At 59.1% G+C, this 25,148-nt stretch carries 24 protein-coding genes; 7 read left to right on the top strand and 17 right to left on the bottom strand.

What is annotated here, in order from left to right:
- Window positions 1-361 precede the first annotated feature (361 nt).
- From OKA04_RS14945 to OKA04_RS14935, 3 genes are all read right to left on the bottom strand, one after another.
- A complete protein-coding gene (locus OKA04_RS14945; RefSeq protein WP_264501986.1) occupies window positions 362-616 on the bottom strand; it encodes a hypothetical protein in 255 nt (84 codons plus the stop codon).
- A gap of 525 nt (window positions 617-1,141) precedes the next feature.
- Entirely contained in the window at window positions 1,142-1,459 is a 318-nt protein-coding gene (locus OKA04_RS14940; protein WP_264501985.1) for a WYL domain-containing protein, read from the bottom strand.
- 941 nt (window positions 1,460-2,400) lie between these two features.
- Window positions 2,401-2,973, bottom strand: coding sequence for a hypothetical protein (locus tag OKA04_RS14935; RefSeq protein WP_264501984.1), 573 nt, complete (start codon window positions 2,971-2,973; stop codon window positions 2,401-2,403).
- A gap of 1,008 nt (window positions 2,974-3,981) precedes the next feature.
- Between OKA04_RS14935 and OKA04_RS14930 the strand changes: the two genes are divergently transcribed.
- Window positions 3,982-4,317 carry a hypothetical protein gene (locus OKA04_RS14930; protein ID WP_264501983.1) on the top strand — a complete coding sequence of 112 codons (336 nt, stop codon included), beginning with the start codon at window positions 3,982-3,984 and terminating at the stop codon, window positions 4,315-4,317.
- Window positions 4,318-4,349: 32 nt separating this feature from the next.
- Here the strand turns inward: OKA04_RS14930 and OKA04_RS14925 are convergent, their stop codons facing one another.
- The 5 genes from OKA04_RS14925 to OKA04_RS14905 form a co-directional block, all read right to left on the bottom strand.
- The gene (locus OKA04_RS14925) at window positions 4,350-5,219 is read right to left on the bottom strand and encodes a YihY/virulence factor BrkB family protein (protein ID WP_264501982.1); all 870 of its coding nucleotides are present in this window, start codon (window positions 5,217-5,219) and stop codon (window positions 4,350-4,352) included.
- Window positions 5,220-5,270: 51 nt separating this feature from the next.
- On the bottom strand, window positions 5,271-5,807 hold the full coding sequence (locus OKA04_RS14920; RefSeq protein ID WP_264501981.1) for a DUF421 domain-containing protein: 537 nt from the start codon (window positions 5,805-5,807) through the stop codon (window positions 5,271-5,273).
- An 80-nt stretch (window positions 5,808-5,887) separates the two neighbouring features.
- On the bottom strand, window positions 5,888-6,388 hold the full coding sequence (locus OKA04_RS14915) for a hypothetical protein (protein ID WP_264501980.1): 501 nt from the start codon (window positions 6,386-6,388) through the stop codon (window positions 5,888-5,890).
- Window positions 6,389-6,575: 187 nt separating this feature from the next.
- On the bottom strand, window positions 6,576-7,460 hold the full coding sequence (locus OKA04_RS14910; RefSeq protein ID WP_264501979.1) for a prenyltransferase: 885 nt from the start codon (window positions 7,458-7,460) through the stop codon (window positions 6,576-6,578).
- A gap of 111 nt (window positions 7,461-7,571) precedes the next feature.
- Window positions 7,572-8,447 carry a D-hexose-6-phosphate mutarotase gene (locus tag OKA04_RS14905; RefSeq protein WP_264502166.1) on the bottom strand — a complete coding sequence of 292 codons (876 nt, stop codon included), beginning with the start codon at window positions 8,445-8,447 and terminating at the stop codon, window positions 7,572-7,574.
- Between the two features lie 606 nt (window positions 8,448-9,053).
- Between OKA04_RS14905 and OKA04_RS14900 the strand changes: the two genes are divergently transcribed.
- Together OKA04_RS14900 and OKA04_RS14895 are read left to right on the top strand one after the other, a co-directional pair.
- Entirely contained in the window at window positions 9,054-9,602 is a 549-nt protein-coding gene (locus tag OKA04_RS14900) for a type 1 glutamine amidotransferase domain-containing protein (RefSeq protein ID WP_264501978.1), read from the top strand.
- A gap of 138 nt (window positions 9,603-9,740) precedes the next feature.
- Window positions 9,741-10,265, top strand: coding sequence for a DUF4112 domain-containing protein (locus tag OKA04_RS14895; protein ID WP_264501977.1), 525 nt, complete (start codon window positions 9,741-9,743; stop codon window positions 10,263-10,265).
- Window positions 10,266-10,443: 178 nt separating this feature from the next.
- On the opposite strand, the gene OKA04_RS14890 is transcribed toward OKA04_RS14895, so the two are convergent.
- The 3 genes from OKA04_RS14890 to OKA04_RS14880 form a co-directional block, all read right to left on the bottom strand.
- Window positions 10,444-10,800, bottom strand: a complete 357-nt coding sequence (locus OKA04_RS14890; protein ID WP_264501976.1) for a tetratricopeptide repeat protein — start codon at window positions 10,798-10,800, stop codon at window positions 10,444-10,446.
- 633 nt (window positions 10,801-11,433) lie between these two features.
- Window positions 11,434-11,826, bottom strand: a complete 393-nt coding sequence (locus OKA04_RS14885) for a phage holin family protein (protein ID WP_264501975.1) — start codon at window positions 11,824-11,826, stop codon at window positions 11,434-11,436.
- A 19-nt stretch (window positions 11,827-11,845) separates the two neighbouring features.
- Entirely contained in the window at window positions 11,846-12,259 is a 414-nt protein-coding gene (locus OKA04_RS14880) for an ElaB/YgaM/YqjD family protein (protein WP_264501974.1), read from the bottom strand.
- A gap of 702 nt (window positions 12,260-12,961) precedes the next feature.
- Between OKA04_RS14880 and OKA04_RS14875 the strand changes: the two genes are divergently transcribed.
- The gene (locus OKA04_RS14875; protein WP_264501973.1) at window positions 12,962-13,630 is read left to right on the top strand and encodes a DUF6799 domain-containing protein; all 669 of its coding nucleotides are present in this window, start codon (window positions 12,962-12,964) and stop codon (window positions 13,628-13,630) included.
- Between the two features lie 260 nt (window positions 13,631-13,890).
- On the opposite strand, the gene OKA04_RS14870 is transcribed toward OKA04_RS14875, so the two are convergent.
- Complete coding sequence (locus OKA04_RS14870; RefSeq protein ID WP_264501972.1) at window positions 13,891-14,409, bottom strand: YciE/YciF ferroxidase family protein; 519 nt, start codon at window positions 14,407-14,409, stop codon at window positions 13,891-13,893.
- A gap of 472 nt (window positions 14,410-14,881) precedes the next feature.
- On the opposite strand from OKA04_RS14870, the gene OKA04_RS14865 reads away from it, so the two are divergent.
- Window positions 14,882-15,175 (top strand): hypothetical protein, encoded by a 294-nt coding sequence (locus OKA04_RS14865; RefSeq protein ID WP_264501971.1) that lies wholly within the window; start codon window positions 14,882-14,884, stop codon window positions 15,173-15,175.
- A gap of 1,145 nt (window positions 15,176-16,320) precedes the next feature.
- Here OKA04_RS14865 and OKA04_RS14860 read toward each other — a convergent pair.
- The 5 genes from OKA04_RS14860 to OKA04_RS14840 all read right to left on the bottom strand — a co-directional run bounded on the left by OKA04_RS14860 (window position 16,321) and on the right by OKA04_RS14840 (window position 22,484).
- Window positions 16,321-17,007, bottom strand: coding sequence for an EF-hand domain-containing protein (locus tag OKA04_RS14860; RefSeq protein WP_264501970.1), 687 nt, complete (start codon window positions 17,005-17,007; stop codon window positions 16,321-16,323).
- Window positions 17,008-17,274: 267 nt separating this feature from the next.
- Window positions 17,275-19,611, bottom strand: coding sequence for a DNA ligase D (ligD, locus tag OKA04_RS14855; RefSeq protein ID WP_264501969.1), 2,337 nt, complete (start codon window positions 19,609-19,611; stop codon window positions 17,275-17,277).
- A 59-nt stretch (window positions 19,612-19,670) separates the two neighbouring features.
- Window positions 19,671-20,006, bottom strand: coding sequence for a hypothetical protein (locus OKA04_RS14850; protein ID WP_264501968.1), 336 nt, complete (start codon window positions 20,004-20,006; stop codon window positions 19,671-19,673).
- 47 nt (window positions 20,007-20,053) lie between these two features.
- Window positions 20,054-20,959 (bottom strand): non-homologous end joining protein Ku, encoded by a 906-nt coding sequence (gene ku / locus OKA04_RS14845; RefSeq protein WP_264501967.1) that lies wholly within the window; start codon window positions 20,957-20,959, stop codon window positions 20,054-20,056.
- Window positions 20,960-21,101: 142 nt separating this feature from the next.
- On the bottom strand, window positions 21,102-22,484 hold the full coding sequence (locus OKA04_RS14840; protein ID WP_264501966.1) for an aldehyde dehydrogenase family protein: 1,383 nt from the start codon (window positions 22,482-22,484) through the stop codon (window positions 21,102-21,104).
- Window positions 22,485-22,587: 103 nt separating this feature from the next.
- On the opposite strand from OKA04_RS14840, the gene OKA04_RS14835 reads away from it, so the two are divergent.
- Window positions 22,588-24,054, top strand: coding sequence for a phytoene desaturase family protein (locus OKA04_RS14835; protein ID WP_264501965.1), 1,467 nt, complete (start codon window positions 22,588-22,590; stop codon window positions 24,052-24,054).
- The gene (locus OKA04_RS14830) at window positions 24,039-25,082 is read left to right on the top strand and encodes a glycosyltransferase (RefSeq protein WP_264501964.1); all 1,044 of its coding nucleotides are present in this window, start codon (window positions 24,039-24,041) and stop codon (window positions 25,080-25,082) included. The genes OKA04_RS14835 and OKA04_RS14830 overlap by 16 nt, the downstream gene beginning before the upstream one ends.
- Window positions 25,083-25,148 lie beyond the last annotated feature (66 nt).

The raw sequence follows: 25,148 nt of genomic DNA, 5'->3' as shown, positions 1-25,148 counted from the left end.
CTTGAAGGCCATCAGGTCGGTCAGATTTCCTTTGTCCGGTGGCCAGTTGCCGCACTGATCCGCGTGGGCTTTAAAGCCTCCGTGATTTGCGACCGAGGTGATAAATGGTGTCCCAAATTCTCAGGCTCAGGCGGCTTTCCCTTTAAAACGATGCCCGCTTGATCCTCCCTCAGAACTGACTCAACGGCCGCAAAACCGGCTGACTTCAGAAGAAACCTCTGGCTCATTGTTCAGTCTTCGCATGCTCCATGCCAGCATGCTTTGCTGCGGCTTGGACCGCCGGATACCCGCCGTCCCGCCCTCGCTTTCACCTGGCGGCGCAATGGCTCCTCGTTCAGTTCCATGAAATCCCCCCGGTCGATCAATCCAGACCAATCACTGCAGAGGCTTCGACTCGTGGAATCCATCCGGTATCGGCCATTCCCAGCTCGGCATATACCACGCGCACCTCCTCGTTGGTATCGTTAACTCCGAGGCCGATGGTCCGGGCCTCATTCACGAAGAAGCGGTATTCATGGTCATCCTGCTCTTTGTGGGGATCAAGCATTTCGGGGAATGGCTGATCGGCTGGAATGGCTTGTAGGTTGTGGTGCTGGACGAATTCTTCGACAGTCATTCTGGAGGTTTCGCATGCCGCACTGGCCAGCGCTACCAAAGAAAAGGGGGCGCGCCTTCAAACCTCTCAGAAGGAGCGCCCCCAGTATGCTGTCTGTCTGTGTTACCACCGTATCGCCATACGGCGGCAGCTCTTCACGCTACTTTGAGTAATGGCTAGCGCCAACGGATTCGTGAACCGTTAGAAGCGAAGCGCCCGCAGGCGTTAGGCGGGAGGCATCCCTTGGACCGATGGGAAGCCTGGCATGATCGTCGTCGGCGGAGGGGAAGAAGGGCGGCAAGCGGGTTCGATTCATGGATCGGAAGAATCTTCTTCTTGGGTAGGAGAAGGGCCCTGTAGAATCAGGGCAAAGTGGCGTTCCAATGCTTCGATGCGGCTATGAAGGTCGCCTGATCCGACTTCGAGTTCGTGGAGAAGTCTCGCTATGGCCTTGGGATCCGGTCGGGAAGAACAAGACATGATCCTGTGCTATCAAGTCGCTCCAGATGAGCGAGTGCCGCTTGATGCGCGGCATCTCGCCTTAATTCACACATTTCGCCTCGGGGGTCTCCCGTCAGCAATGGTGTCGATTGTCTGGATGTCCTTGTGGTAGGGATTGAAGTCGGGCCGGAGCCCTCCCGCTTCGCCGACAGGCTCCATGTCTTTGATCATGGCGTATCGGAGAAGCTTCCACCCCTCATCCAGTTCTGCACACCAGGCGTAGACCACGTAAGCACCGGTCTTCCAGACCTGGCCCAGAATGTAGAAATCCGCGGTCAGTTCTCCACGCTCGTAGCGGAACCTGACTCGTTTTCTTTTTTTGATGACGTTTCGAATATCGCTCAGAGAGACCGGGTATTGCATGGCAGGAAGCAAGTGATCGCGAGGAATTCCACCTTTTCGGGTGGTAATGCCCCGGCCCGCTGCTGTGCCGGCGTAGGTTGTGAAGCCGGATACAGTGCGCGCCAGATGCTGGCTGTCGGCACCGACGAAAAATTGTTGGGGCCCGGGTGATCAAGCTCAAAAGCAGACTGGCCGGTTTCAGATACGAAGCCCCCGTGGTTACCACCGTGGGGGACTCGTGTCGCCACGAGGACGATCCTTCCTAATCACTCATCGCGTGCTCATGACGCGTGGGCAGCGTGACCGGAATGAGAAGGTTGCTGAGGCTTGGATGAGAGATTTCCGAATGAACCCTTCGGGAAAACCTATCATCTTAAGGTGATTTAAAATCTAACTGATGTTCATGGGCCTTGCATCGACTATGGCTCCATGTTCAGTGGCCTTCCCCCCGAGTCACCGGCATGTGTGTGTGTGCCAAATCGGAGGTGCCCTCTCCCGGCGACGGAGGGGGCACCGATGAAAGGTTCGCCCTCTCTGCGAACAGAGAGGGCGATGGGGAGGGGTGGAAGGCAGACTTTTTTGAGTCTTGAGCCTTCCACGCCGGCATTGTCCATCGTCAGCAGAGGCACAGGAGAAAAGCTCGCTGCCGACTCTTGATTGGACGTTCACAGGTTATTCACCGTTCGCATCCGGGATCAGGCATTTTTTGTGAGCTCGATTGTAAGGGGGAGGTTGGAATGCAGAAGCCCCGCTTAAACGGGCATTCGTCCATCTATCTGCCGTTCTTAACCTTTGCCCGGGCCCTCGGATCATCGGCCTCCCAGACGTGGAGCGTCGCCAAGTCGCAACCAATTCTCAGGATGCCACCTTGGCGGACTCTTTGAGCTGCGGTCGGTTGAGTCCAGGAACCCTTGCTGCATTTGCGCTATGCTCTTCGCACTGGTTTGATGCAAATCGCTTCGTCACGTGGAAGGAGCTTCAGACCAAGCCTCACGGATTGCTGCGAGTGCGGTTTGTGCCGCAGCAGGATGTGCGGATGGACCATCCTGGGCCAATTCAGCGGCTACTATCTCAGGAAGCTCCCGTGTTAGAAGGGTGACGGTTGGAGCGCACGCGCGCAGCCCCTCCTCGGCAAGTGCGATGCACGCAGGGTGCGCCGCCACCAGCCCAAGTGTCAGTAGCATGCCGTAGCTCGTGGCCGCGGTGCTCTGCGCGACGATGTCGTCGCGAACGATGCGGGAGACGGGGTGTTCCCGCATCTTGCCGTACAGACCGGCCAATACACCGGTGGCGGTCATCACTCCTTCCTTGATGGCTCCGCCCAGCGCACCTCCCTCCTCCTTCGAGATCACCTTCAGCCTCTCCAGCCGCGATTCGCTCTGTCCGGCGATTTGCTCCAGCAACCCCGCGAGGCTGCGATGGCGGCTGACCCTCTCATCCTCCAACTGGCCGCGAACTGCCTTGGAGATGTCGGCTTCAAGACCGATCATGTCGTTCACGTACTGCTTCAGGTTATCGGCGTGCTTTTCATTCATGGTATCGCGCCTATCGCAGACCGCATGCCCGGCTTCCGGGCTGGCTCTCTCTGAGGGGATCTCCGTGCAACCGGCAAAATTGTCAGTGGAAGTCATGAGAGCGTGCCGAGATCCTCTCGTCGCTTCCCGGCACCGGGCGGAGCGAGGCCTCGTAAACGATCGCTTGGTTTCCTTGACCAATTTGCACCCCTCCTGCCGCCAGTAGCCAGAGCGGATGAAGACCGGCAAGGGTTTCCCCCGGGCGAGTAGTTGGCGACCAGACGCTCCGCGATGCCCGTCGCTGGGAAGCGCATCAGCACGAGTGTCGGAGGGAAGCAGGTTGCCGCACAGCGGAAGTTCGACCTGCCTGGTCCCTACAGCTGGTGACAGACCAGCGCAGCATGGAGAGTACAGCCAGTTTCTTCACGTTGTCGTTTGATCCCGCCATGATGTGGTCTCTCTGTGTTGGACTGATGAAGACCCGGCTCCTGCAGCTCCTCTCAGAAGGGATCATCGTGCTCCCTGTTTGGAAGGATGGAAAGGCACAACTCATGATGACCAATCCCGCATCAGATACGGAACCGCTCGCCAGGTACGAGACTTTCGACCGGGCCTCACGGGGGGAATTCGTAGAGTGCGCGCTAATCGTGCGGGGCTGGCTTGAGAGCGGGAGACGCATCTGATCGGGAGTTCCAGAGATCAGCAGTCAGGGCTGACCAGCAAACAAGTGGCGCGCCCCGTCCCCCCGGAAAAAGGCGCGCCACTCACGGCTGACAAACCATACAATTATTGCCAATCCTCGGTCGGCGGCGGGCACCCCTGAGCGCCCGCCACCTTGACCAAGGATACAGCATGACAAGTTATCCCAAGTCAGGTTCAGCGCCACCGCAGAATTTCCGATTCGTCCCTACGAAAAATGCGGAGTGTCGTCGGTCCCGTAGTTGGCGTGACCGTGAAAAAAATTTCCAAGTTTCCTCCGCTTCGGGGTTCTTCGGATTAATGAAAGCACTCTGTCTCCTCTGCTGCTTGATGGCAGCTCCTCTCGTGGCTTCTCCCGACGTTCCTGCTCCACAGGAATTTGCATGCTCTGCCGGGGATGGCTTCCACCTCACGATTGCATGCTTCGACGAAACGGGAGAGGCAGAAAAGAGAGAGTGGATTCTCATCCTGAACGGACGCGCCTATCGGGATCTTCTCTCTCTGGAAAAAGGGCTTACGAATATTCCGAAAGGTTCGACGATCGTTTGGGCCCCCTCGGACATGAAGATTGGGGGTGAGCCGCTGGACAAGAAGGCGGATCTCGACGAGTTGGCGAGCATGTGCGCTGCTGCCGGCTTGTCATTGAAAATCATTCCGGCGGGGTAGCGCTTGAAAAGGTAGTGCTTCGTCAACGGCCCTCAATCTTCAGCCACCGCGCCCTCGGAAGGCTGGATGTCGTCTCCCCGCACATTCGACCATACCTGGGTGAATTCCGCCCCGAAGAGCAGGATGATGGATGAGTAGTAGATCCACAGGAGCACCAGCGCCAGGGAGCCTGCCGTGCCGTAACTGGAGGCCGTGGCCTCGCGCCCGAGATACCAGCCGATCGCGACCTTGCCGGCGACGAAGAGGGCCGCCGTGAAGACGGCTCCCGTCCAGACGTTGCGCCAACGCACTTTGGCGTCGGGCAGGACCTTGAAAATTGCGGCGAAGAGGATGACGATCAACGCGAACGAGGCAACCCCGCTGATGATGGCCCAGACCTGCGGCGGAAGGCTTGCAACTTCCCCGGCCCACGTGCTCACCGCCTGGAGGACCGCGCTGAGAATCATGGAGGTCAGCAGGAGGAAGCCAGTGCCCAGCACCATGGTGAAGGAGAGGAACCGGTCCCTGAGAATCCCGCGGATTCCACGGCCGGGTTGGGGCTTCACCCCCCAAACAGTATTGAGGGCCGTTTGCAGCTGTCCGAAGAGACCTCCCGCGCCGACCAGCAACATCACCACCCCGGCAAGCGAGACCCACAGGTTGGTTTCCGGTTTGCGAGCATTGGCCACCATGTCCTGGACGGCGAACGCCCCGCTTGCACCTAGACTGCTCTTGAGCTGGTCATCCAGTTGCCCGCGAACCGCCTCCTCGCCGAAGAAGATGCCCGCCATCGCAATGGCAATAATGAGCAACGGGGCAAGGGAGAATACGGAGTAGTAGGCGAGGGCGGCGCTGAGCCGCAAGGCGTCATCCTCGACGAACTCGGTGACGGTCTGTTTGAGCGTTTTGAAATAAAATGACATTGGAATCGAAGAGGTGCCGAAGGGAGGCGCGGGTGATTCAATGGAGCGAAGTCATGAGATGGACCGGCGATCGGCCTGATCCAAGATATCAACGAGGGAACTCGACCCTGGGGAGCCGCCACGGCGGACCACCGTGAGGTCTCCGTTCAACTCCATGACCACTGCCTGGACCTCCGCGAGATCCGAGACGCGAAATGACCGCACCGCCGCAAGGATCTCTTCCTTGGTGATCACCTCCCGCTGCATGGCGTCCTCCATGAAGCTGCCCTCATAAAAAAGCAGGCTGGGTCTGGAGTTGATCACCTTTTCAAGCCGGGGTGATTCGAGTGCCGCCTTGGCCAGCACGAACTGCAGGGCGATGATGACCGCGACGGCCAGCAGCCCTTCTGCTATCGGCACCTTCGCCAGTATCATCGAGGAAAGCGTCGAGCCCAACGTGACAGCTACCACGAAGTCAAAGGCATTGAGCTTTGCCAAGGTCCGCTTTCCCGAGATGCGGATGAAGGCAAAAAGGGAAAGGTAGCCTGCGGTGGCGCAAACAAGCGTGTTCCGCAGGCCCTGCCAGTCCTTGAAGAAAAGGTCCTCCATCACCGTGGGGGAGATCAGGATTCAAAATTCAGCCGGGCCGGCGATTCCCGCCGACCCGGCCCAACCAAATGATGCGGTATTCAGAGAACGCCGCGATCTTCCCCGCGCTTCTTGTCCACGCGTTCCCAGCCCGCCCTCACGGCGGGTTCCGCGTCCTGCCAGTCCAACTTCGACGATCCCTTCCGCTCCTCCCAGTCGCTTCTCATCGCGCTGTTGGCGGCCTCGAAGTTCGTCCCGTAGCGGGTCGGGCCCTCCCAGCCCATCCGGTAGGCAGGATCGTAGTCGTCGTAGGATGAATCGGCAGCTGCATACGATTGGCGGGGATGGTTCTCGCGCCAGTAGGCTTCCTCGACGGTCGGATTCACCGCCTCACCTCCCGCCTTCCCGCTCACCGCTCCGGCGATGCCTCCGACCACCGCTCCCACGGCGGCACCGACGGGTCCCGCAATCGCCCCCACCGCGCCGCCGGCGGCAGCACCTGCCGCCGTGCCGACTCCTACTGCCACCGGATGGCTGCCGGGCTCACCTGTGATGGGATCTTCGTTGCGGGCGTCTCTGATTTCTTTGTCTTGGGATTTCATGGTATTGAGTTTGAAGTGCGATGAGTATCGCAGGGCGCGTGCCCGGGCCGCATCCATCCTGGCATGTCCGATGTAGGGGCATTCGGCTCCTAACATGCCCTTACTTCGGGAGTTGAAATGCACGGACGGGGTGCATCGTGCGTTGGAAGGAGAGATGAGGTCACCCTGCTTCCGCGCTTGATCATTCTCAGGAAGCGAGCGGCACAAGCGTGAACCACAGGACGCAGGCAAGCGCCATGGCGATAACGCCATCGACCTTCTCTCCGGCAGGTCGTCTCCAAATGGAGAATGCTGATCCCGCTACCAGCAGCGCATGCACGCAGACACCCCACAACGCCCATGTCGGCCAACCGTCTACGCGGATCGTGACGAGCATCGCGGCCGCGATTGATGAAGCGACTGCCAGAATGATCACTGGGCGCGGGCCTAGTTTGACCGCGAGGGTTCGCTTTCCTGCCGCCCGGTCCGCATCGACATCGGGAAGCCCCGAAATGCTGATCGAAGGGATGATCGCGAGGAAAAGGGGTAACGCGGTTTCAACGATGCCGGGATGACCGACCTCGCCTCCGACAACCGCTGCCCCGCATTGGATGACGAGGAAACTGTGCACCAGCGCGACGGTGATTTCGCCACAGCCCCGGTGGCTGAGCTTCAGGGGTGGTGCGGTGTAGCCGACACCAAGGATGAGGGCTGTGGCGATGAGTGCCAGATTGACGGCTACCGGTGCCGGCGAATGAAGCTGGACCCACACACCCGCCACGACCACTCCCGCAAGCACGATCCGGCAAGCTCTTTTCAAGTCGGCCGGAGTCAGGCGGTGCTCGACCAGGACCCGGGAGCCGCCGCTGAAATTGCCGTGGCTCCGGTTGCGCCGGTCGCTTTCAAAGTCATAGAGGTCGTTGACGAACACCGTGAGGGCCTCCACCAAAAACACGACGGTATATCCCCACCAGTATGCGGGCATCGACCAGAGTTCCCGGAGTGGAATGACCAGAGAGGCTCCGAGCGTGTAGCCCAGCCATGACATCGGGTAGAAGGGGAGTCGCAAGGCGCGGAGCCATGTGGCGACCATGGACACGGTCCTCCCGGAATCATCAGACGCGTTCTCGCGGCTCGTAGCCATTCTCTGTCTCTTGCTATGAATATGCCAATGTCGTCGGTCGAACGGCGAAGCAACGCATCCTCACGCCAGTGATATCCTAGTCAGCAGCACATGATACGAACCGGGCGAGACCTCGACCTCGTGTCCGCCGGGGATTGCCGGCTCGACGGCAATGAAATGATCGGCCTCTCCGGTGCCGATGTCATCGATCTGATCCGCGTTGAGCCGGCCCGGGTTCCAGATCACCGTCGCGGTGTTCCCACGATTCTCTACAAGAGTCTTCTGCCCACGGGAACGGTCGATCACACTCACCGGCCCGGGTGTGTCATAGATGCGGTCGATCTCTTCGCCGAAAAAGCGAAGGGCGTCGTAGGATGCCGCTACGCACATACCGGTTGTTTTGTCGAGGTGGTCGAATCCCTCCAAACCCTCGATGTGAACGTCGGCCAGATCTCCGACCGCAAGATAGGTATGCAGCGCTCCGCCCATCATGAACGGCCGGGTCCCGGTGTTGATCGCACGAAGCCCGACCGTCAGCTCGGCTCCTAACTCGATCCGCGCTTCGAGCCGAAAGCGGTGGGGCCACAGCTCCATTGTCTCCGGGGTGCTTTCGAAGATGAATGTCATGGCGACTCCCGGCTCGCTTTCGCGGACGGAATCGAGACTCCAGTCGAGGGTCCTCACAAATCCGTGAAGCGGCAGGGAGGAATCGGTGGGATGATTGGCAAACCATGGCCAACAAATGGGAACACCAGCCCGTACAGGTCTTCCTCTCTCGAGGGCTGCGAGACTGCTGCGATAGAGAATGGGATCCCCCGTAGAGGTGGTCCATTCCAAGACCTGGGCTCCCTGTCGCGCTATCAGGGCCTGGCAGCGGGGATGATCAATCCGGTAGATCTCAAAGTCCGCTCCTACCCGGATGGTGGAGACGGTCGACGATTGCGGGATATCATCCATGGCGGCCTGTGTAGCAGCGGTCATTCCCCCGGCGGTGTCGTGTCGTCTCAGGAAGTGATTAGCCAACTTGCCTCCGCGACCAGCCTCTCCTTTCCTTCCAGGTGAAGGGCTGCGAGGAGGCGCTCGTCCACGGAGAGCGGAGCAGAAGGTGCCGTTTCGAAGGGGTCTTCGTTTGTCGGACGGAAATCCTTGAGCTTTGCGTCCTCACCGACTGCCAAAGTGGAAAGCCACACCTCCCGTCCAACGTGGAGTTCAACACAAATGCCGTTATAGCCGCGTAGTTCTTCAAGGGTCACCTACCACATCAAGGGTGCTTCAAGCGCTAGGCCACCTTGCTGACACAACGAGTAAGAAATCCTTCCCCGGGGAGAGCCGTGGGCTATGGCCCAATCGGTGCTCCCCGATTGTATGGTCGATTTAGCCGCTAACTCCCGAGTCGGGTTCAAGCCGCTTTCCCGAAGGACCACCCGATCATTTAAAGGACTCCTATGGGGTTGTCCCGGTCAAATCGCACGCATCCCGTGCACTCTGCCGAACCAACCGCTGCTGACTATCCACAGCTCAGCGTCTTACGTGATTGGCACACATCCCGCAAGATGCCGGGCGATGAAAACATCCAAGAAAGTGGCGGTGCTTGCGACGGACGGCTTCGAGCAATCCGAACTCCTCGATCCTTCGGCTGCTCTCCAAGAAGCGGGCGCGTCGGTGGTAGTTGTCACTCCCGAGGGGGAAGCTATCCGGGGTTGGAAGGACAAGGAGTGGGGACAAACCATCAAGGCAGATGCTTCACTGGGGGACGCCGACCCAAATGAATTCGATGCATTGTTGCTACCTGGCGGGGTAATCAATTCCGACGCTCTTCGCACATCGACCGCTGCACAGCACTTCGTGAAGCACTTCTTTGAAAAAGAAAAGCCCGTCTTCGCCATCTGTCACGGTGCCCAGATCCTCATCGACGCAGAACTCGTCGACGGACGCAAGATGACGTCTTATCACGCGATCTCCGCCGACCTGATCAATGCGGGAGCAGAGTGGGAGAATTCGGAAGTGGTTGAAGATGGACGAATGATCAGTTCGCGGGACCCGGATGATCTCCCGGCGTTTTGCAGCGCAATCTGTCGTGCGCTTGGGTTGTCGAAGTCTCAGGCGGCCTAACAGTTAACGGCCGATTCTCCGATGCAGAGAGGTGCTCTCTACTGAAAGAATTTGTCTGTTGCCCTACCTTCCCTTCACCCTTGCCGATGCGAAAGAGCGGATTGCTGCCGCTTCACCTGAGGATAGCATAGCAGTAAGATGAGAAACGTCACTCCGGGCCAGTTCGACAAGGGCGCAGGCAAGGCAGGCGAAGGCGAGCGCTGGACCTCGGGATTCGTTGCATCCTTGATGGACGACTTCATTCGGATTCCTGGCACCAATATCCGGATCGGTCTGGACCCAATCCTCGGGCTGTTTCCGGGACTTGGAGACACCGTTGCCTCATTGTTTGGTCTGGCGATTATTAACGAGGCTGGCCGCCGGGGCGTCTCCCGAAAGGTGCTGATTGCGATGGCCCTCAACATTCTCGCGAATGCGGCGGTCGGCTCCGTCCCCGTGGTCGGCGACCTCTTTTCGGTCTGGTTCAAGTCGAACCGCCGGAATCACGACCTGCTCCAGAAGGCCATGTCCGCACAGATGTCGCCTGCGGAGCGCGAGAAGGCCATCCGGCATGCTGGAAGCTTCGCGATCCTTCTCATTGCCGCGGTGATCGTTGGAGTAGTCCTCATCATCATCGGGTCGCTCGCGCTTCTGAAGCTGATCATTGATTGGATGTCGGCCTGAGGCTTGCACGATGCTCTGCGAGCGAACGCCATTGGGAAAACAGGCTTCGGCTCCTCTGAGCCAAATTACGAGGTATCCTTGGTTCCGCTCCCCTCATATACCTCGGGATCAATTCTATCTTCTCTGCCGACGATCGAACCAGAAGGAAGAGCGAATTCAGATTTCCGCAGGACAGGCATCACCGCAAGCAATCGAAACGCTTGTCGTCCAGGACAACTCTCCTGGCTTCAGGCCAAGCCGAACAGGAGGCAGCCACTGCTGAGCGTGCCTCATCAAACTGTCCGATCTCCACCAGAGCCGCTGCCTCGCCATGGTAGAAGGATGCGGCGGCCTGACGATCGAGCGGGCTGCCAGTCGCAAGCTTCGCGGCCAGTTCGCTGCCTCGAGTCCATTCACGGGTCTCACGGAATATCCGTACCAGAATCCGAAGGGCCTGCCGACCTTTGCGCTTGGGTCGAGGTAAGGAATAGATTGCGGCCTTGGCTTCGTTCCACAAGCCACGTGCCGCCAACTTCTCAGCTTGTAAAAGATTCACCTGGAGACCTTTCGTCGGAAAGCTCCGCAACGCAAAGGACGTTGCGCTTTCTGCAGAGCTCGCGCTTGAGCCCGTCAGTCGGTTCGTTGGTCTGTCACCGGCTCAATGAGGATACTCAGAGTTGACTCTCGCTTAGCTCGCCGTCGACACCGGCGGCATAATCGTTGCCCTCGGCAGTGGTGACATATTGCCGAAATTTCGAAGGAGGATTGCTGGCTTGGCACCCTCCGATTTTGTCACTTTCGTGATTTGGCCCGTGGGAAAAATGTATCCGTCTGCCTTCCTTCGCCAATCCGCTTTGAAGGCTTTCGCCAGCGAACATGTCCTGCAGACGGGGGAAACGGCCTTTCGCCCGCGACCAGATCCACGAAGCGATGTGCGGCTTCGCGGCTGCTAGGACACCCCCTGCAAGGAGGCCCAACACGCCGGTAGTTCCGTTCAAGGCAGCTCGTGCAGGGGGACGTTTCCGCAAGAAGACGCGCTGAAGCACAAAGCCGACGAGCGTCGCAGTACCCGTCCATCTCCAAGGATGGCGGGCGTAGGCCACTTTCAAACGGGTCTTGAAGTCGATCCGGCAACGCAGGTTCTCCACACCGAATTCGACCGCTTGCCGGGATTCTCCGATCCTTCTGATCAGTGACGCGGCTTCTTGAGGCGGGATAGCCATTCCTTGTCCTTGGTGAGTTCGTTTCTGGTGAGAGGGAAAGCCGGGGCAGCTGCCCTCCTGATATATAGCGCCAGCCCGCCCGCGATGATGACATGCACCCCGCCGGCCAGCATGGAAAGGAGATACCACGGGGCGGTGGTTGCGACCGCTAGCCAGCCCACCACCCCGGCAACGAATAACATCCACGCGATAATGGCCATGACGGCAATCGCGGCAGCTGCCGCTGCTTTCGTTGCAAGCGTCTTTGCCGCATCTCCCGCCTCCATCAAAACGAGACGAAGCCGCAAGGAGACAAAATCGCCGACGGATGCGTTCAGACCCTTGCCTTCTGGCGGACCGGGTCGTTCCGGAGTTTCCATGGATGGTGCCAAGGCTGGATCAGCGACGGGAAAGCAGCCCAAGGAGGAAACCAATGCCCACGGCCCCTAGCACGGCCCGGGTGGGATTGGCCCGGATGTAATCTTCGGTGGTGATGAACAGGTGCTTGGCCTTCTCGCGGCTTTCCTCCCATTCCCTCGCCGCGATGCTTCGTGCCTCTTCAGCGAGGTTGCCGGCAGCAGCTTTCAAGTCGTCTGCACCTTTCCTTGCAGCTTGCCTGAGATCGGAGGTGGCCTCCGCCGCCGCATCGCGGAGATGCTGCACCGATTCGACCGCGTTGTCCTTCAGCTCTTTCGCTTTCTCCGCCGTGTAGCCGACAAACTCCCTGGCAGCGTCGGAAGCGGTTGTTGGGGAAGGCCCCGGTCCGGCGGCGGGTTCCAATGCGGGATCAAACGGGTCGTTTTTGTCAGCCATGATGTGTTTTGGTTTGTTTGTGGAGAGGTGGAAGGAGGCCTTGCGTGGAGTGGCAGCGGTCAGTTCGGGCGCTGCGGGAGTGTGCGTAAAGATCGCTCCGGACCCTTGTGAGTGGGACGCAAGCGCTTCGTCATTACGAAGGCGGAGAAGGAGAGGATGAGAAGAACGAAAAAGGCCAGACGTGCTGGAGGGGCGATGACCGAAGGGATCCCGCTGAACCCGAAACCTGCGCAACAAAGCGCGAGATAGAGGAAGATAAGGGGCCAGCGGGTCATGGGCGGTCGTTTGCATGCACCATGCCACGCCTTGATGACGGGTAAGTCCTTGGTTCTTCACCCATAGATCGGCTGCCGCCCATCGGCATGAATAACAATTGCACGCCCGGCTTGCGGTTTGCACGGGAGAAGGGCTCTCGTCGTCCACGCGGGATAGATTCTCAGGACACAATCGCCCGTCGTTTTGTCCTCCGCGTCTCCAACCAGCTGGGAGGCGACGCCTTACTTCATGCCTCGCCGGGCACCATCCCTGCATTTTGAGATTACCGGACGTGCATCGTGCGCTTGGGTGAACCTTGCGGCCTCTAGCCTCCCGGACGTGTAGCCCTTGCAGGCAGCGCATCAGAGCCAGGGTGACCGGAAGGGCCTGTTTTCTGCAATAGCCGCGGCCGGGTTCCTGGAGCCCCAGAAACACCAACATCAGACCATGAAAACACATTTGAATTCCCCGCGTGTCCTCATCGCAATCCTCGCTGCAACGATCGGCTTCGCCGCCGCAAAGGACGGCATTGCGATGAAGGACGGAAAGGTCGTGACCGTGAAGGACGGCAACAAGACCGACCTGACGGAAGAAGCCACCTTGAAGGATGGGACCAAGGTCGGGAAGGATGGCTCCGTCGTTTCTCCAAACGGAACACAATGGAGTCTCAAGAACGGCGAGTTCCTCGACTGGGACGGTAAGTTCTCCGTTTATTTCATCGCGGACGGCGTGGTCCGGAAGGATGGCAAGGTGTGGCTCGTCAAGGCTGGCGAGAAATCGGAAGTCTCAACCGAGACCACTCTCACGGACGGAACCAAGATCATGGCCGACGGCAACGTGATCTCCAAGGAAGGCAAGAAGTGGGAGATCGATGACGGCGACGCGGTGTTTTCCGACGGTCGTCCCGTGCTGGAAGGCTCCGTGGTGGGATGGGGCGAGAAGCCCCTGATCGCCGAAGACTGTGGGGGCACGGTCCTCGAAGAGGAAAAGTCTTTCCCGAATGGAAACAAGGTCCAGGCCGACGGCACCATCCTGTTCTCCGACGGGACCAAGGGCAAACTCGGCGATCTGGACGTGATCCAGGAGGACGGAACCTATCTTCCGGCCAAGAAGTAACCTTCCGACCAGAACGGTCGAGACTCAGCGGCAGGGTGCAACGGCCCCTGCCGCTTTTATCGTTTGGGCACCTCCGCGGAGGTTTGATCCGGCAGGAAGGGATTGCATCCTACGGATTCGCAATGGCCCCACAAGCCACTGCCTCGGGCGAGACCCGCAACAAGAAATCCGCCCTCCCAGATGAGCTGGCAGGGCGGATGATTCCGACGTAATTTTCGTCCTGCAACGGGCAGGGCATCGCCGATGGAGGCTGAGGCCCGTTATTCGGTGGCCGCTTCTTCGTTGGCGGTATCGAGGGCGATTGCGGTCAGTGCTTCATCGGCGGCACTCTCTTCGTTGTAGGTCGCCGTGATGATTTCCTCGATTTCCTTGTAGCCGAGCCGTTTTGCGAATGCGCGCAGGGTGCCGTAGGTGGCCATCTCATAGTGCTCGACCTTTTGGGCCGCTGCAATGAGGGCCGCGTCGAGGGCGGCGGAGTCCTGATATTCCTCCGCGAGCTCGTCGCCTTCCTTCAACAGACCTTCCATCGCGAAACACTTCTTTGCGCGACTGGCAAGACCGAGGATGCTAAAGATCTCCCCAAGGCGCTCCACGTGCCCCTTGGTTTCGTTGAGGTGCTTGTCAAATGCCGCGCTGAGCTTCGGGTCCTTCGCCGCCTTCGACATTTTGGGTAGCGCCTTGAGTAGGTGCTTCTCGGCCCAGAGGATGTCGCGCAACTCGTCGACAAAGAGGGAATGCAGTTCGGTGTGGGACGATTCTGACAGTTGATTCGATTTCATGTTCTCGTGATGGTGGATTGTTCCGCGGAACCCATCGCAAAATTCCTGCCACGAGGCTTGAGGCTGCAAAGCCCCAGAAATCACCAGCTTCAAGCCGATTACTAGCACGGCCTCCAGCAGTGGGGGACACCAGTGCCGCTGCAAACGTCCGCGACAGGTTACAAGATGCACAGGATGTTACCGGAGACACGCGCAACAGGAAAGGTGTTCAAGCCTCCAGCTGCTCCGGGCGCTACACTGTCCCGTGCTCGTCTGCTAGTGGATGGAAGAGGCCGCCAGAACAATCGAACACATCGCTCTCTTCTTCAGCGATCCCTCAAGCCCTTGGATTCAGCCAACAGGGAAAGACCAACGAATTTGCGGGGCGGGGATGATTGGTCATCGCCAAGGCCGACGAGATCCTTCCGGGAACTTCCTTTTACCTAGCTTCCAGAAATCTCGACGAGGTCGGGGGATGATGGCAGCGTGGATCATGCGATACCTCCAGTTCATCTGTACGCTGATCTGCCTACTGCTTGCTGCGATGCTCTTTCAGCTCCATCGCCTTCAGCCGCTGACGACAGGCGATCTCCAGTCGGTCTCACCGGGGAGAACGGAGGAATACGCGGCGATGAGGAAGCGAATTCCCGTGGTTCATCTGAATGAACCGTTAAGGGTCAATTTGCCGCTGCGCACCCCGTTGGACGTCAATGTCGTCAATGAAGTTGAGGTGAAGAATAGCTCGAGGCCGCCGAGCATGCATCTTCGGGTGAAATCGGTAGATTAGTTTTTGCGTCCAGTCGCTCCTCTCATTGATCAGCGTGTGCTTCTCGGTCGGTTTGCCCGCCTTGAGATGGCTCCGACAGATCCTACCGGCGAATCATCAGCAGGACGGTGGTCAAGGCCACTACCATCATAAGAACGGGGATGAAATAGGGCGAATCGAACATCGTTGGCGATTCGCTACCCCATCCTCGGTGCGCAATGCAATCCAAAGAGTCCGAAGTCGGATGTGTCTGAATGGTGGTTGCCCCCCTCCACCCGGAGGGGAGCTTGTCGGACCCCGGCAGGCCTGTGGACCCGCCGGACTCCGTATCACCGTATGCTGGCCGGGGACGCGACGGGCCAACCTACTTCGAAAGCCCGCCGTCCACGACTTACCATGGTTGAATACTCCGACATATTGATGCGCGCCACCGAAGGATTGGTCAGAAGAGAATCTTTCCCTCCACCTCCCACCCTTCAACGCCCAGACGGCACTGCGAGAACTGAAACTGTGGAGGGCCGGCCAGCTCCGGACAGCGAAGCGTGAAGCGGTCAGTCACCCGCGCTTCTACCTTCTGAGCGGCCACGAGCGTGCAGAAATGCCAACTCTGCGATCTGGCCATCGGGAGTGGGTGGGTGACTGATGGAATGAGGTCGCAGCACACCTCGCCGTTCTTCATTAGATGTGAGGCCATCCTTCATCGTCCTCCCGTGACAGCCATTCACCCAGACAATTCGTGCCGCAGATGCCGCATATATTGCGAAAGGCAGACGGATGGTAAGGGTGGAATGAAGCGCCCGCGGGGACAAACCCGCGGGCGCTCGTGTCGGGCACGCGGGCAATCCTCCCAGATGCCCGTCGTGTGCTCATGACACCACTTGAAGCGTCACCAGTTTGGGAAAGTTTTTGATGCGGGGAGAGAGATTTCCGAAGGCATGCTTCGGTATATCCTAATACGTAACGACTTTTGAAAATCTAACCGTTTAATCCGGTAGATCTCAAGATCCGCCCCTACTCGGATGGTGGAGACGGTCGAGGACCGTCCTGTGGCCGATCCATGAAGTCGCCATTTGTGATGATTGGAAGCCCAGGTTCGGACTGGGTGTGGAAAGAAAAACAGGAGCACCGTGGCGGTGCGCCTGTCCCGTTCAGGAAGATTCCAATAACTATAACGTGGCGTTGCGTCGCACGCCGGGATTCCACTCGTCGCGTGTCAGCACACCGTCATCGTTGGCATCACGCTTTTGAAACTGGATGATGATCTTCGTTTCAGCGGTGCCGCGGGCATAGTAGTAGCCGAATTCCTCCGGATCGAGTTCGTTGTCGGCATTCACGTCGGCCAGGGTGAAGATCGTAATCTTGGTCTTGTCGTAATCTCCGCTGCGAAACGAGAGATACTCCGGCAGGGTGACGGAGCCGTCGGCATTCGCATCGGCCCGGAGATAATGCTGACGGAGCTTCACCACTGAAAGGCGCGCATTGTAGTTGGCGGCGAACTCATCGACGGTCAGGGAACCATTGGTGTTGGCATCCGCGATCTCGAACTGGGTTTCGGCCTTGCTCGGGGTGGGGATGGCCTTGATGGAGATAAGAAATTCGCGGAGGTCAATGGAGCCGTTCAGATTCCGGTCCGCGGACTTGAACTTGCGGGCCGCGGCATTCACGCCGATGCCAGCCTTGAGCGTGGTGGTATATTCCCCGATCGTGAGCGTGCCAGAAAGGTCGACGTCTGCGGTGAGGAAAATTGGATTGCTTGGGAGCAGTCCGGCGGCCGCGGGCAGGGTGAAGCCACCCAGGGTGAGAGTTGCAAAGGCGACGGACTTGAGTGCTGCTAGGTTTCGAGGTTGTCTCATGGCGTCGATGTCCAAGCAACTTCGGTACCCTGGGAGCGAAGCTGCGAATTATATGGAATTGCTGAGGCTCGCTCTGACTCTAATTAAGATCCCCTTTGGATTGCATGTGCAAAGTGCGTGGGGTGAATGCAATTCACGCGGTTTGGGCGACGCGCAGGGCAAATCTGTTTTGGTTGAGGATCCATCATGGCTCGCAACTCGGAATTGAAGCATTGATCCCCACGCCCGGTGAAAGCCAGACACAATGTCGCTGGCTCAAGAGGGTCATCACAACCCCAAGTCCTTAATGACCGCTTTACTGATCTTCTGCGCTACGATGTTCGTCCAATCAGAGGGCATCTGTGGTGGCTCTTGGAAACTAAAGCCCGCGGGTTGGAGACTCCGGAGATCTGACCACGAGATGGGCATGGATACCGGCGCTCCCGGCCGGGCTCGCACGCACCATGGGGCGATACAAGTGGCACCGCGGCCGTTCCGCAGCCAGTCGATGTAGATCTTCCCGGAGCGCTTTGCCTTCGATGCCGTGATGGTGAATTGCTGCGGACTGAGCGATGCAATCTGCCGGGCAACCTCTTTGGTAAAGGGTTTGAGGACATCCCAACCATGCTGCTTTTTCACCGGCAGGATGACGTGCAGCCCTTTGCCGCCGGAGGTTTTGACAATCGTGTCAAGCCCCCGCTCGGCAAGGAAGTCGCGGAGTAGAATGGCGGCACCCTTGACCTCTACCCAAGGAACGCTGGCGTCCGGATCGAGGTCCCAGATCAGGGAGTCAGGTTTGTCTCCCTGTGGTAGAGGAGCGCCCCATGGATGAATCTCGATCACCCCGAATTGGGCGAGCGACACCAGTCCCTTGACGTTCCGAATGGTGAAAATCTCCGTCCCGTCGTCGAGCGTCCGTTGATAAACGTGGCGGGGCAGGTGAGTGGGAAAGCTCTTTTGAAAGAACTGCTGACCCGCGAGACCCTCTGGAGCGCGGAGGACAGCCAGAGGCTTTCTGATTAGAAATGGCATCATGAGTTCGCCGACTCGCTCGAAGTATGAGGCCACCTCGATCTTCGTGATGCCGTCGGAGGGGAAAACCACTCGATCAGGATTGCTGATGACAATGCCGCAAACCTTCGAGCTCTCGTTATGAGCTGACGCAGAACGGATTCCGTCGAGATGGACTTCACGTGGGCCCTTGTCCTCGCGCAATGCGATGAAGCAGCCCTGTCGGATCGATCCATCGCGGGTGATCTCCGCGTATTCCACTTCGACCACCAGCTCCGGGCTGACCCAGACGACCTTCCGGTCCTCGATGTCGAATGCCGCACGCGAAGTTTTCAACGGATTCAATTTCTTCAGCAGGCTTCGCCGTTCATCCTCCTTGAAGCCGGTGCCGACCTTCCCGCGTGGAACGAGCCGATTATTTTCAAGCGTCCCCAGAACAAGCGAGCTGAAGGCCGGGAGCGAACTCTTCGGGGGAAGGTATCCGCAGACGATGAACTCCTGGCGGGGCCTGCACTTGCTCTTGCTCCACTCGCGGCGATCGGGAGCGTAGGGCTGGGTGAGCTTCTTGGAGATGACGCCCTCCAAGCCGAGACGACACGCCTCCCGGAACAGTTCAGGACCGTTTTCGGCTGGCCATGTCTTCGACCGGCGGAGCGGCCCTTTGTCTTCAAGCGACAGACGGTCCAGCCACTTCAGGCGTTCGGAAAGAGGCAGCGGACGAAGATTTACCCCGTTATGATGCAGGATGTCGAAACAGACGAAGCTGATCTCCGCACCGGACCTTTTCTTCCCTCGAACTCCGAGTGCTTCCTGAAGCAATCCGAAGCTCGTCCGACCCTTCTTGTCATGGACCACCGCCTCGCCGTCGAGGATGAAGTCCTTCGTTGAAAGCTTCCCGATGCGGGTGGCCAAGGTGCCGAACCTGTCAGTCCAGTCATGGCCGTTACGCGTGTACAGCTTCACCGTCTTTCCTGTCTTCACCGCCTGGATGCGGTAGCCATCGAGCTTGATTTCATGAATCCAATCGTCTCCCTCGGGCACGGTGGAAACCACGCGGGCGAGTTGGAAGGGGATGAACGCGGGCTTCTCGCGGTCAAGTTGCTCGACAGGCTTGGCGGGAGCTTCGTCTGAAAGCTTTCGCAGAAGCCAGTTTGGCTCTTCGCCGGACTTCACGAGGAGATACTCGCCTTGTAGTCGGCCTCCGCGCAGAAAGAATTTCAGCTTCCCCCCGGAGAAGCTCTTCTTCCACGCGCGCTCCTTTGGCAGCCATTCCCCGCTATCCCAGATGGTCACGGTCCCGGCTCCATAATTTCCTTCCGGGATTTCTCCCTCGAAGGATCCATATTCCAGAGGATGATCTTCAACGTGGACCGCAAGGCGCTTTTCCTCGCGACTTGCCGGCATGCCTCTCGGCACCGCCCAACTGACCAGCACACCATTCATCTCCAGCCTGAAGTCGAAGTGGTGGCTACGGGCGTGATGTTCCTGGATGACGTAGGAGCGGCCCGATTTGCTGCCCCGCTTTCCAGCTGGCTCAGGGGTTTCAGCGAAGCTGCGCTTCTTGCGATACTTGCCCAGCGCCGCCGACTTCCTCGATCTTCCGCTTGCAGCCATGCGTGGCATTCGCAGACATCATTCCATGATGAACCGACGTTTCGCCGGACGAGTCGATTCTAGTGCGAAGGCTTCCTCCGGGGAAGAACCGAGCGCAGCCAGAGTTCGAATCTGTCGAGCCTTACCGCCACCCAAAGGGAGACATCGGCGATCATCGCGAGGCCGATGAGCAGGAGAGGGAGACCTGGGCCCGGAATCACACAGAAGACGACACCGGCGACAATCAGAAGAATACCGGCGGCGGGTTGCAGGGCGTTCACGAATGGGGAACGTCCGAAATGCCGCTCGCGGTTCTGTCGATGGCGATCTTGAAAGCGATGACCCGGGCGGGATTGCTTGAATTCCTCCCAGCGTTTCTTCCATCCCGATTTTTCCGTTTGGGTGGAGTGGTTCATGATCTTGGTGTGCGTGGATAAAGACTCTCAATCCGGGAAATCCTTCCTTATGCCGACTTCTTCCGGGCCTTCTTCGCCGCTTTTTTGGCAGCAGCTTTCTTCGCGGGAGCCTTCTTGGCATCGGGCTTTTTCTTGGCGGTCTTCGTCGATTTGCCCTTGAGGCTCTGCTCAAGATAGGCAGCCAAATCGATCACCTTGGTGGCGGCGACCTTCCCCTCGTCCTTGTCCCGGTCGCCGCCTTTGACCGCTGCGGTTTTGCCGCTGGCAGCCTTCTTCTCGATGTAGTCGAGCAGCGCTTGCTGGTATTCGTCATGATGCTCGGAGGGGTCCCACTCCTCCGTCATGCTGGAAACGAGATTCTTGGCCAGATCCAGTTCCTTTTTGCCTGGCTTGAAGTCGGCGTCCTTGCTCCCCGGCAGATCCAGCTTGGACACGGCCTTCAATTCTTCCGGGTAGCGCAGCACTTCGAGGACGATGACTTCCCCCCGCACGAACATCGCCGCGAGATATCCTCGGCTGCGGATCACGACGCGGGCAATGCCAGCTTTGCCAGTCTCGCGAAGGGTTTCCCTTAGGAGCGCATAGGCCTTCTTTCCCCGCTTCTCGGGCTCAAGGTAATATGGCTTTTCAAAGAGCATCGGTTCGATGTCAGCCAGGTCCACAAAGCGCTCAATCTCGATCGTCTTGGTGAGTTTTGGCTGCACCGCCTCCAATTCCTTCTCATCAAGAAGGATGAACTCCCCCTCGTCATGCTCGTAACCCCTCACGAGGTTTTCCCACGCGACTGGTTTGCCAGTCTCCGCGTTCACCTTTTCGTAGCGGATCCTCGCGTGGTTCGTCTTATCGACCAGGTTGAGCTTGATCTCGGACTCCTGCTCGGCGCTCGCCAAGCCGACGGGGATATTGACCAAGCCGAATGCGATCGCGCCTTTCCAGATTGAGCGGGTGGCCATAGCGGCATGCTTCGCTCACTGCATGCCAATCCGTCAGATCAGGAGAGATGCCATCCCGGGATTCAAAGGCCGCTCATTCATGAATATTTGCATGGTTGCGCGGTGTTTTTTGCAAATGGCAATGACGGAAGTTGGGAGGCGCTCATCCCAATTTTTTCAGCCACTTCTTCAGCGATTGGACGGAGACGCGTGGCGGCGGATAGCGGAAGCTGATCTCCGGCCAGAGGGAGCGCGACATGATGCTGCGCTCGCGGGTGAACGTATCGAAGGTCGCGCGACCCCGGTAGCGTCCCGTCCCGCTTGCGCCCACGCCACCGAAGGGGAGATCCGGTCCCGTGATCTGGAGAATCGTATCATTGAAGCAAACACCGCCCGAGCATGTAGCGGCGACGATGCGGTCCTGCAGCCTGCGGTCGCGGGTGAAGGCGTAGATGGCAAGCGGAGGAGGGGATTTGCGAACGCGGGCCAATGCCTCGTCGAGACTGGCGCATCCGATGACGGGAAGTATCGGGCCGAAAATTTCCTCCGTCATCGCCGGAGCATCGTCCGGGAGGTCGGTGAGTATCGCGGGTTCTAGCCGTAGCGCATCGACGTCATGGCCGCCTCCGTGGGCTACGCGTCCCATGGCGAGATAGCCGGTCAACCGGTCGAATTGATGTCGGTTCACGATCTTGGCGAGATCGCCGGTGCCAAACTCGACGAAGGCGCGGGCCAGTGCAGCGACGAGCGGCTCCCTGAGGCGGTGGTCCACCCAAACGTGATCCGGAGCGACGCACGTCTGCCCGGCATTCAGATATTTTCCCCAGGCGATGCGGCGGGCGATGACGTCGATGGATGCCGACATACGGTCAAGTTCGCCGTCAGCGGGGAAAACAAGCACAGGGCATTTGCCCCCGAGTTCTAGGGTCACCGGCACCAGTCCCGGGGCCGCTGCTGCCAGGATCTGCCGTCCCGTCTCCGTGCCTCCCGTGAAGAAGATGTGGTCAAAGGGCATCTTCGCGAGAGACATCGCCAGGTCCGAGCCCCCCTTCATCACGCACACCTCTTCCGGATCGAAGACCTCGCCGATCAGCCGCTCGATGACCGCTGCCGTGGCCGGAGCGTGTTCCGACGGCTTCAGCACTGCAGTGCAACCTGCGGCCAGTGCGCCGACGAGCGGAGTCAGCAGGAGCTGCGCTGGGTAGTTCCAAGGCCCGATGATAAGCACCGAGCCGCAGGCCTCACGCTCAACCCGGGCGCTTCCGGGCCAAGCCATCATGGGCACCTTGCAGCGCTGTGGCTTCATCCAGCTCTTCAGGCTCTTCAAGGCATGAGTCAACTCCTGGCGGACGAGGTGAATCTCGGACGTGTAGGCTTCGATCGGAGCCTTGCCGAGGTCGTCCTCCAGTGCGTCCATCAAGGCTTCATCGTGTAGGTCGAGCGCCGACAGGAGTGCCCGCAGGGAGTGACGCCTTTGTTCAAGCGTTCTCGCCCCGTGGGCTGCCAGCCAGGTGCGTTGCTCCCCGGGTGTGACGACTGTGGACATGAAGGTCAGCCATCATCGGCGCGAGCAGGAGATTCTCTAGCAAAAAAGGGAAGTCGCGCGATAGTCGCACGTGGTGATCGGAAAGCCCCCAGAAAAGAAACACGTGATCGTCATTGGAGCAGGATTGGGCGGCATCTCCGCGGCTATCTCGCTGTCTCAGCAGGGCTATCGCGTCAGCATTTTCGAAAAGAACGGCCAGATCGGTGGAAAGCTGAACGTGCTTCGTCGTGATGGCTACACCTTCGATCTGGGGCCTTCCATCCTCACGCTGCCCTACATCTTCGAGCGCTTGTTTGAGCGTTCGGGCAAAAGGATGGAGGATTATATCTCCATCCAGCCGGTCCGGCCGCACTGGCGGAATTTCTTCGAGGATGGAATCTCGATCGACCTGCATCCCGATCCGGAGGTGATGGGTGTGGAAGCGACGAAAGCGGGAGAAGACCCTGCGGCGGTGAAACGCTTCCTGGAGTATTCAGGCAGGCTCTTCGATCTGGTGGACGAAGGGTACTTCCAGGAGGGCCTCGACACCGCGAAAGACTTCTCCCGGCATTACGGCTTCCTGCAGTTCACCAAGTTCGACTTCTTCCGGACGATGCATGGTGGAGTGAAGCGGCACCTCAAGACGGCGAAGATGCGGGCGATCTTCGACTACTTCATCAAGTATGTGGGCTCTTCCGCTTACCGGGCTCCCGCTTTCATGAACTGCCTCCCGGCGATCCAGTTCCGGCACGATCTGTGGTACGTCCCCGGAGGCCTCTATGGCATCGCCACCGGGCTGGGAAAGCTGATGGGAGAACTCGGCATCGAGGTCGCGGTCGACAGCCCGGTGCGGGAGATCCGCCGGGATGGCGACCGGGTCACGGGCGTCGTCACGGGGGACGGCGTCCTCCATCCCGCAGACATTGTGGTGTCGAACATGGAAGTCATTCCCGCGTATCAGCAGCTTCTGGGAGAGGATGATGCATTCATGAAATCGTTGGAGCGATACGAGCCATCTTGCTCAGGGTTGGTCCTGGAACTCGGGCTCGACACGACCTACCCGCAGCTCGCTCATCACAATTTCTTCTTCTCTGCGGATCAGAAGCAGCACTTCCGGAGTGTCTTCAAGAAACGCCGTCTGCCTGATGATCCCACGATCTACCTTGTGGCGGCATCCCGAAGCGATCCATCTGTCGCACCGCCCGGATGCGACACCCTGAAGATCCTCCCACATATCCCCTACATCGACGACGCGAATCCGCTCGGCCCGGACGACTACGCGGCATTCAAGGAGCGCGTCCTCGACAAGCTGGAGCGCATGGGGCTGCACGACCTGCGGAGGCGCGTCGTCGTCGAGCACCTCTGGACGCCACACGACATCCGGGAGCAATACAACTCGAACAAAGGATCGATCTACGGGGTGGTCTCGGACCGGTTCAAGAATTTCTCGTTCAAGGCACCGAAGCAGAGCACGCGGTACCCGAACCTCTTCTTCGTCGGCGGATCGGTGAATCCGGGAGGGGGGATGCCGATGGTGGTCCAGTGCGGGCAGAATGTTTCCGACAAGATCGTGGAATGGGACCGGAATTGATCATCTGCTCCCTAGGGGGCGTGGCATGGCTGATGTCGCTCGGCTTGCTCCGTCGCCTACAGGTCCCTGCGTCGGGTGCGGGAACGCGGGGGATGGCACGCGAGGTGTCCATCGTGATCCCGGCGCGAAATGAGGCGAGGAACCTGCCGCTGCTCCTGGAGTCGATCGCCATTCAGTCCCAACAGCCCATTGAGGTGATCGTGGTCGATGACGACTCCAGCGATGGTACCCCTGAAATCGCCAGCGCAGCCGGTGCCCGGGTGATCGGCCCCGGACCGCTTCCCGAGGGCTGGCGCGGGAAGACTTGGGCGTGTGCCCGCGGGGCTGACGAGGCTCGCGGGAGACTTTTGATGTTCCTAGATGCCGATTGTCGCTTCGAGCCTGGAGGGCTTGAGGCGGTTCTGAGGCGCTATGCGGGAGGTGCCTTGGCGGTATGTCCGTTCCACGTGGTGGAAAGGCCGTATGAATGGGGATCAGCCATCTTCAACATCGTCATGGTGGCGAGCACCGTGCCGCACGGGCTTTTCGGCCAGTGCCTGCTGATTGATCGCGAAAGCTATCAGAAGGCCGGCGGCTACGAGGCCGTTAAGGGAAACATCCTTGAGAATGTGAATTTTTGCCCGCGCATCCGGGCGACTGGTGGAGCGACCTCCGCGATGCCGGGAAAGGGTGTGCTGAACTTCCGGATGTATGCTGGGGGCCCGCGTGAGATGATCGAGGGATGGACAAAGGGCTTCGCAGCAGGAGTTGCTTCTACGGCTGGCTCCACCGTGGCGCTGATTTCGGTTTGGATCAGCGGCCTAATTTTCGGGATGGTCGCGCCGTTCGTTACTCCATGGGGGTGGTGTGTCTATGGTGCCTTCGCCCTACTGATGGTCGCGATGTTGAGGCGCGTTGGAAATTTTCCGATGGTCGCGGGACTGCTCTACCCGGTCTTGCTCGTCTTCTATCTGACCGTCTTCATCCGATCTCTTGGTCCGGCCGGAAAGAAGGCCACGTGGAAGGGGAGGAGTCTCCATGCTCCTTGAGTTACCGCTGGGGTGGACGATTGCCCTGAATGCCGTCGGCCTTCCGGCGATGCAGATGGGACTGGC

Origin of the sequence: Luteolibacter flavescens, from assembly GCF_025950085.1 — a bacterium.
GTDB classification, from domain to species: domain Bacteria; phylum Verrucomicrobiota; class Verrucomicrobiia; order Verrucomicrobiales; family Akkermansiaceae; genus Haloferula; species Haloferula flavescens.
The sequence above is the reverse complement of the archived record's forward strand: the minus strand, read 5'-3'. Positions and strand labels throughout refer to the sequence as shown.

Coding starts and splice junctions, on each gene's coding strand:
- OKA04_RS14865 (WP_264501971.1), top strand. CDS start 14,882: ATGCGATACCTCCAGTTCATCTGTACGCTGATCTGCCTACTGCTTGCT.
- OKA04_RS14920 (WP_264501981.1), bottom strand. CDS start 5,807: ATGGAGGACCTTTTCTTCAAGGACTGGCAGGGCCTGCGGAACACGCTT.
- OKA04_RS14860 (WP_264501970.1), bottom strand. CDS start 17,007: ATGAGACAACCTCGAAACCTAGCAGCACTCAAGTCCGTCGCCTTTGCA.
- OKA04_RS14910 (WP_264501979.1), bottom strand. CDS start 7,460: ATGGTCGCCACATGGCTCCGCGCCTTGCGACTCCCCTTCTACCCGATG.
- OKA04_RS14940 (WP_264501985.1), bottom strand. CDS start 1,459: ATGCAATACCCGGTCTCTCTGAGCGATATTCGAAACGTCATCAAAAAA.
- ligD (WP_264501969.1), bottom strand. CDS start 19,611: ATGGCTGCAAGCGGAAGATCGAGGAAGTCGGCGGCGCTGGGCAAGTAT.
- OKA04_RS14870 (WP_264501972.1), bottom strand. CDS start 14,409: ATGAAATCGAATCAACTGTCAGAATCGTCCCACACCGAACTGCATTCC.
- OKA04_RS14875 (WP_264501973.1), top strand. CDS start 12,962: ATGAAAACACATTTGAATTCCCCGCGTGTCCTCATCGCAATCCTCGCT.
- OKA04_RS14840 (WP_264501966.1), bottom strand. CDS start 22,484: ATGTCCACAGTCGTCACACCCGGGGAGCAACGCACCTGGCTGGCAGCC.
- OKA04_RS14830 (WP_264501964.1), top strand. CDS start 24,039: ATGGGACCGGAATTGATCATCTGCTCCCTAGGGGGCGTGGCATGGCTG.
- OKA04_RS14925 (WP_264501982.1), bottom strand. CDS start 5,219: ATGTCATTTTATTTCAAAACGCTCAAACAGACCGTCACCGAGTTCGTC.
- OKA04_RS14915 (WP_264501980.1), bottom strand. CDS start 6,388: ATGAAATCCCAAGACAAAGAAATCAGAGACGCCCGCAACGAAGATCCC.
- OKA04_RS14930 (WP_264501983.1), top strand. CDS start 3,982: ATGGCAGCTCCTCTCGTGGCTTCTCCCGACGTTCCTGCTCCACAGGAA.
- OKA04_RS14900 (WP_264501978.1), top strand. CDS start 9,054: ATGAAAACATCCAAGAAAGTGGCGGTGCTTGCGACGGACGGCTTCGAG.
- OKA04_RS14880 (WP_264501974.1), bottom strand. CDS start 12,259: ATGGCTGACAAAAACGACCCGTTTGATCCCGCATTGGAACCCGCCGCC.
- OKA04_RS14905 (WP_264502166.1), bottom strand. CDS start 8,447: ATGGATGATATCCCGCAATCGTCGACCGTCTCCACCATCCGGGTAGGA.
- OKA04_RS14935 (WP_264501984.1), bottom strand. CDS start 2,973: ATGAATGAAAAGCACGCCGATAACCTGAAGCAGTACGTGAACGACATG.
- ku (WP_264501967.1), bottom strand. CDS start 20,959: ATGGCCACCCGCTCAATCTGGAAAGGCGCGATCGCATTCGGCTTGGTC.
- OKA04_RS14885 (WP_264501975.1), bottom strand. CDS start 11,826: ATGGAAACTCCGGAACGACCCGGTCCGCCAGAAGGCAAGGGTCTGAAC.
- OKA04_RS14945 (WP_264501986.1), bottom strand. CDS start 616: ATGACTGTCGAAGAATTCGTCCAGCACCACAACCTACAAGCCATTCCA.
- OKA04_RS14850 (WP_264501968.1), bottom strand. CDS start 20,006: ATGAACCACTCCACCCAAACGGAAAAATCGGGATGGAAGAAACGCTGG.
- OKA04_RS14895 (WP_264501977.1), top strand. CDS start 9,741: ATGAGAAACGTCACTCCGGGCCAGTTCGACAAGGGCGCAGGCAAGGCA.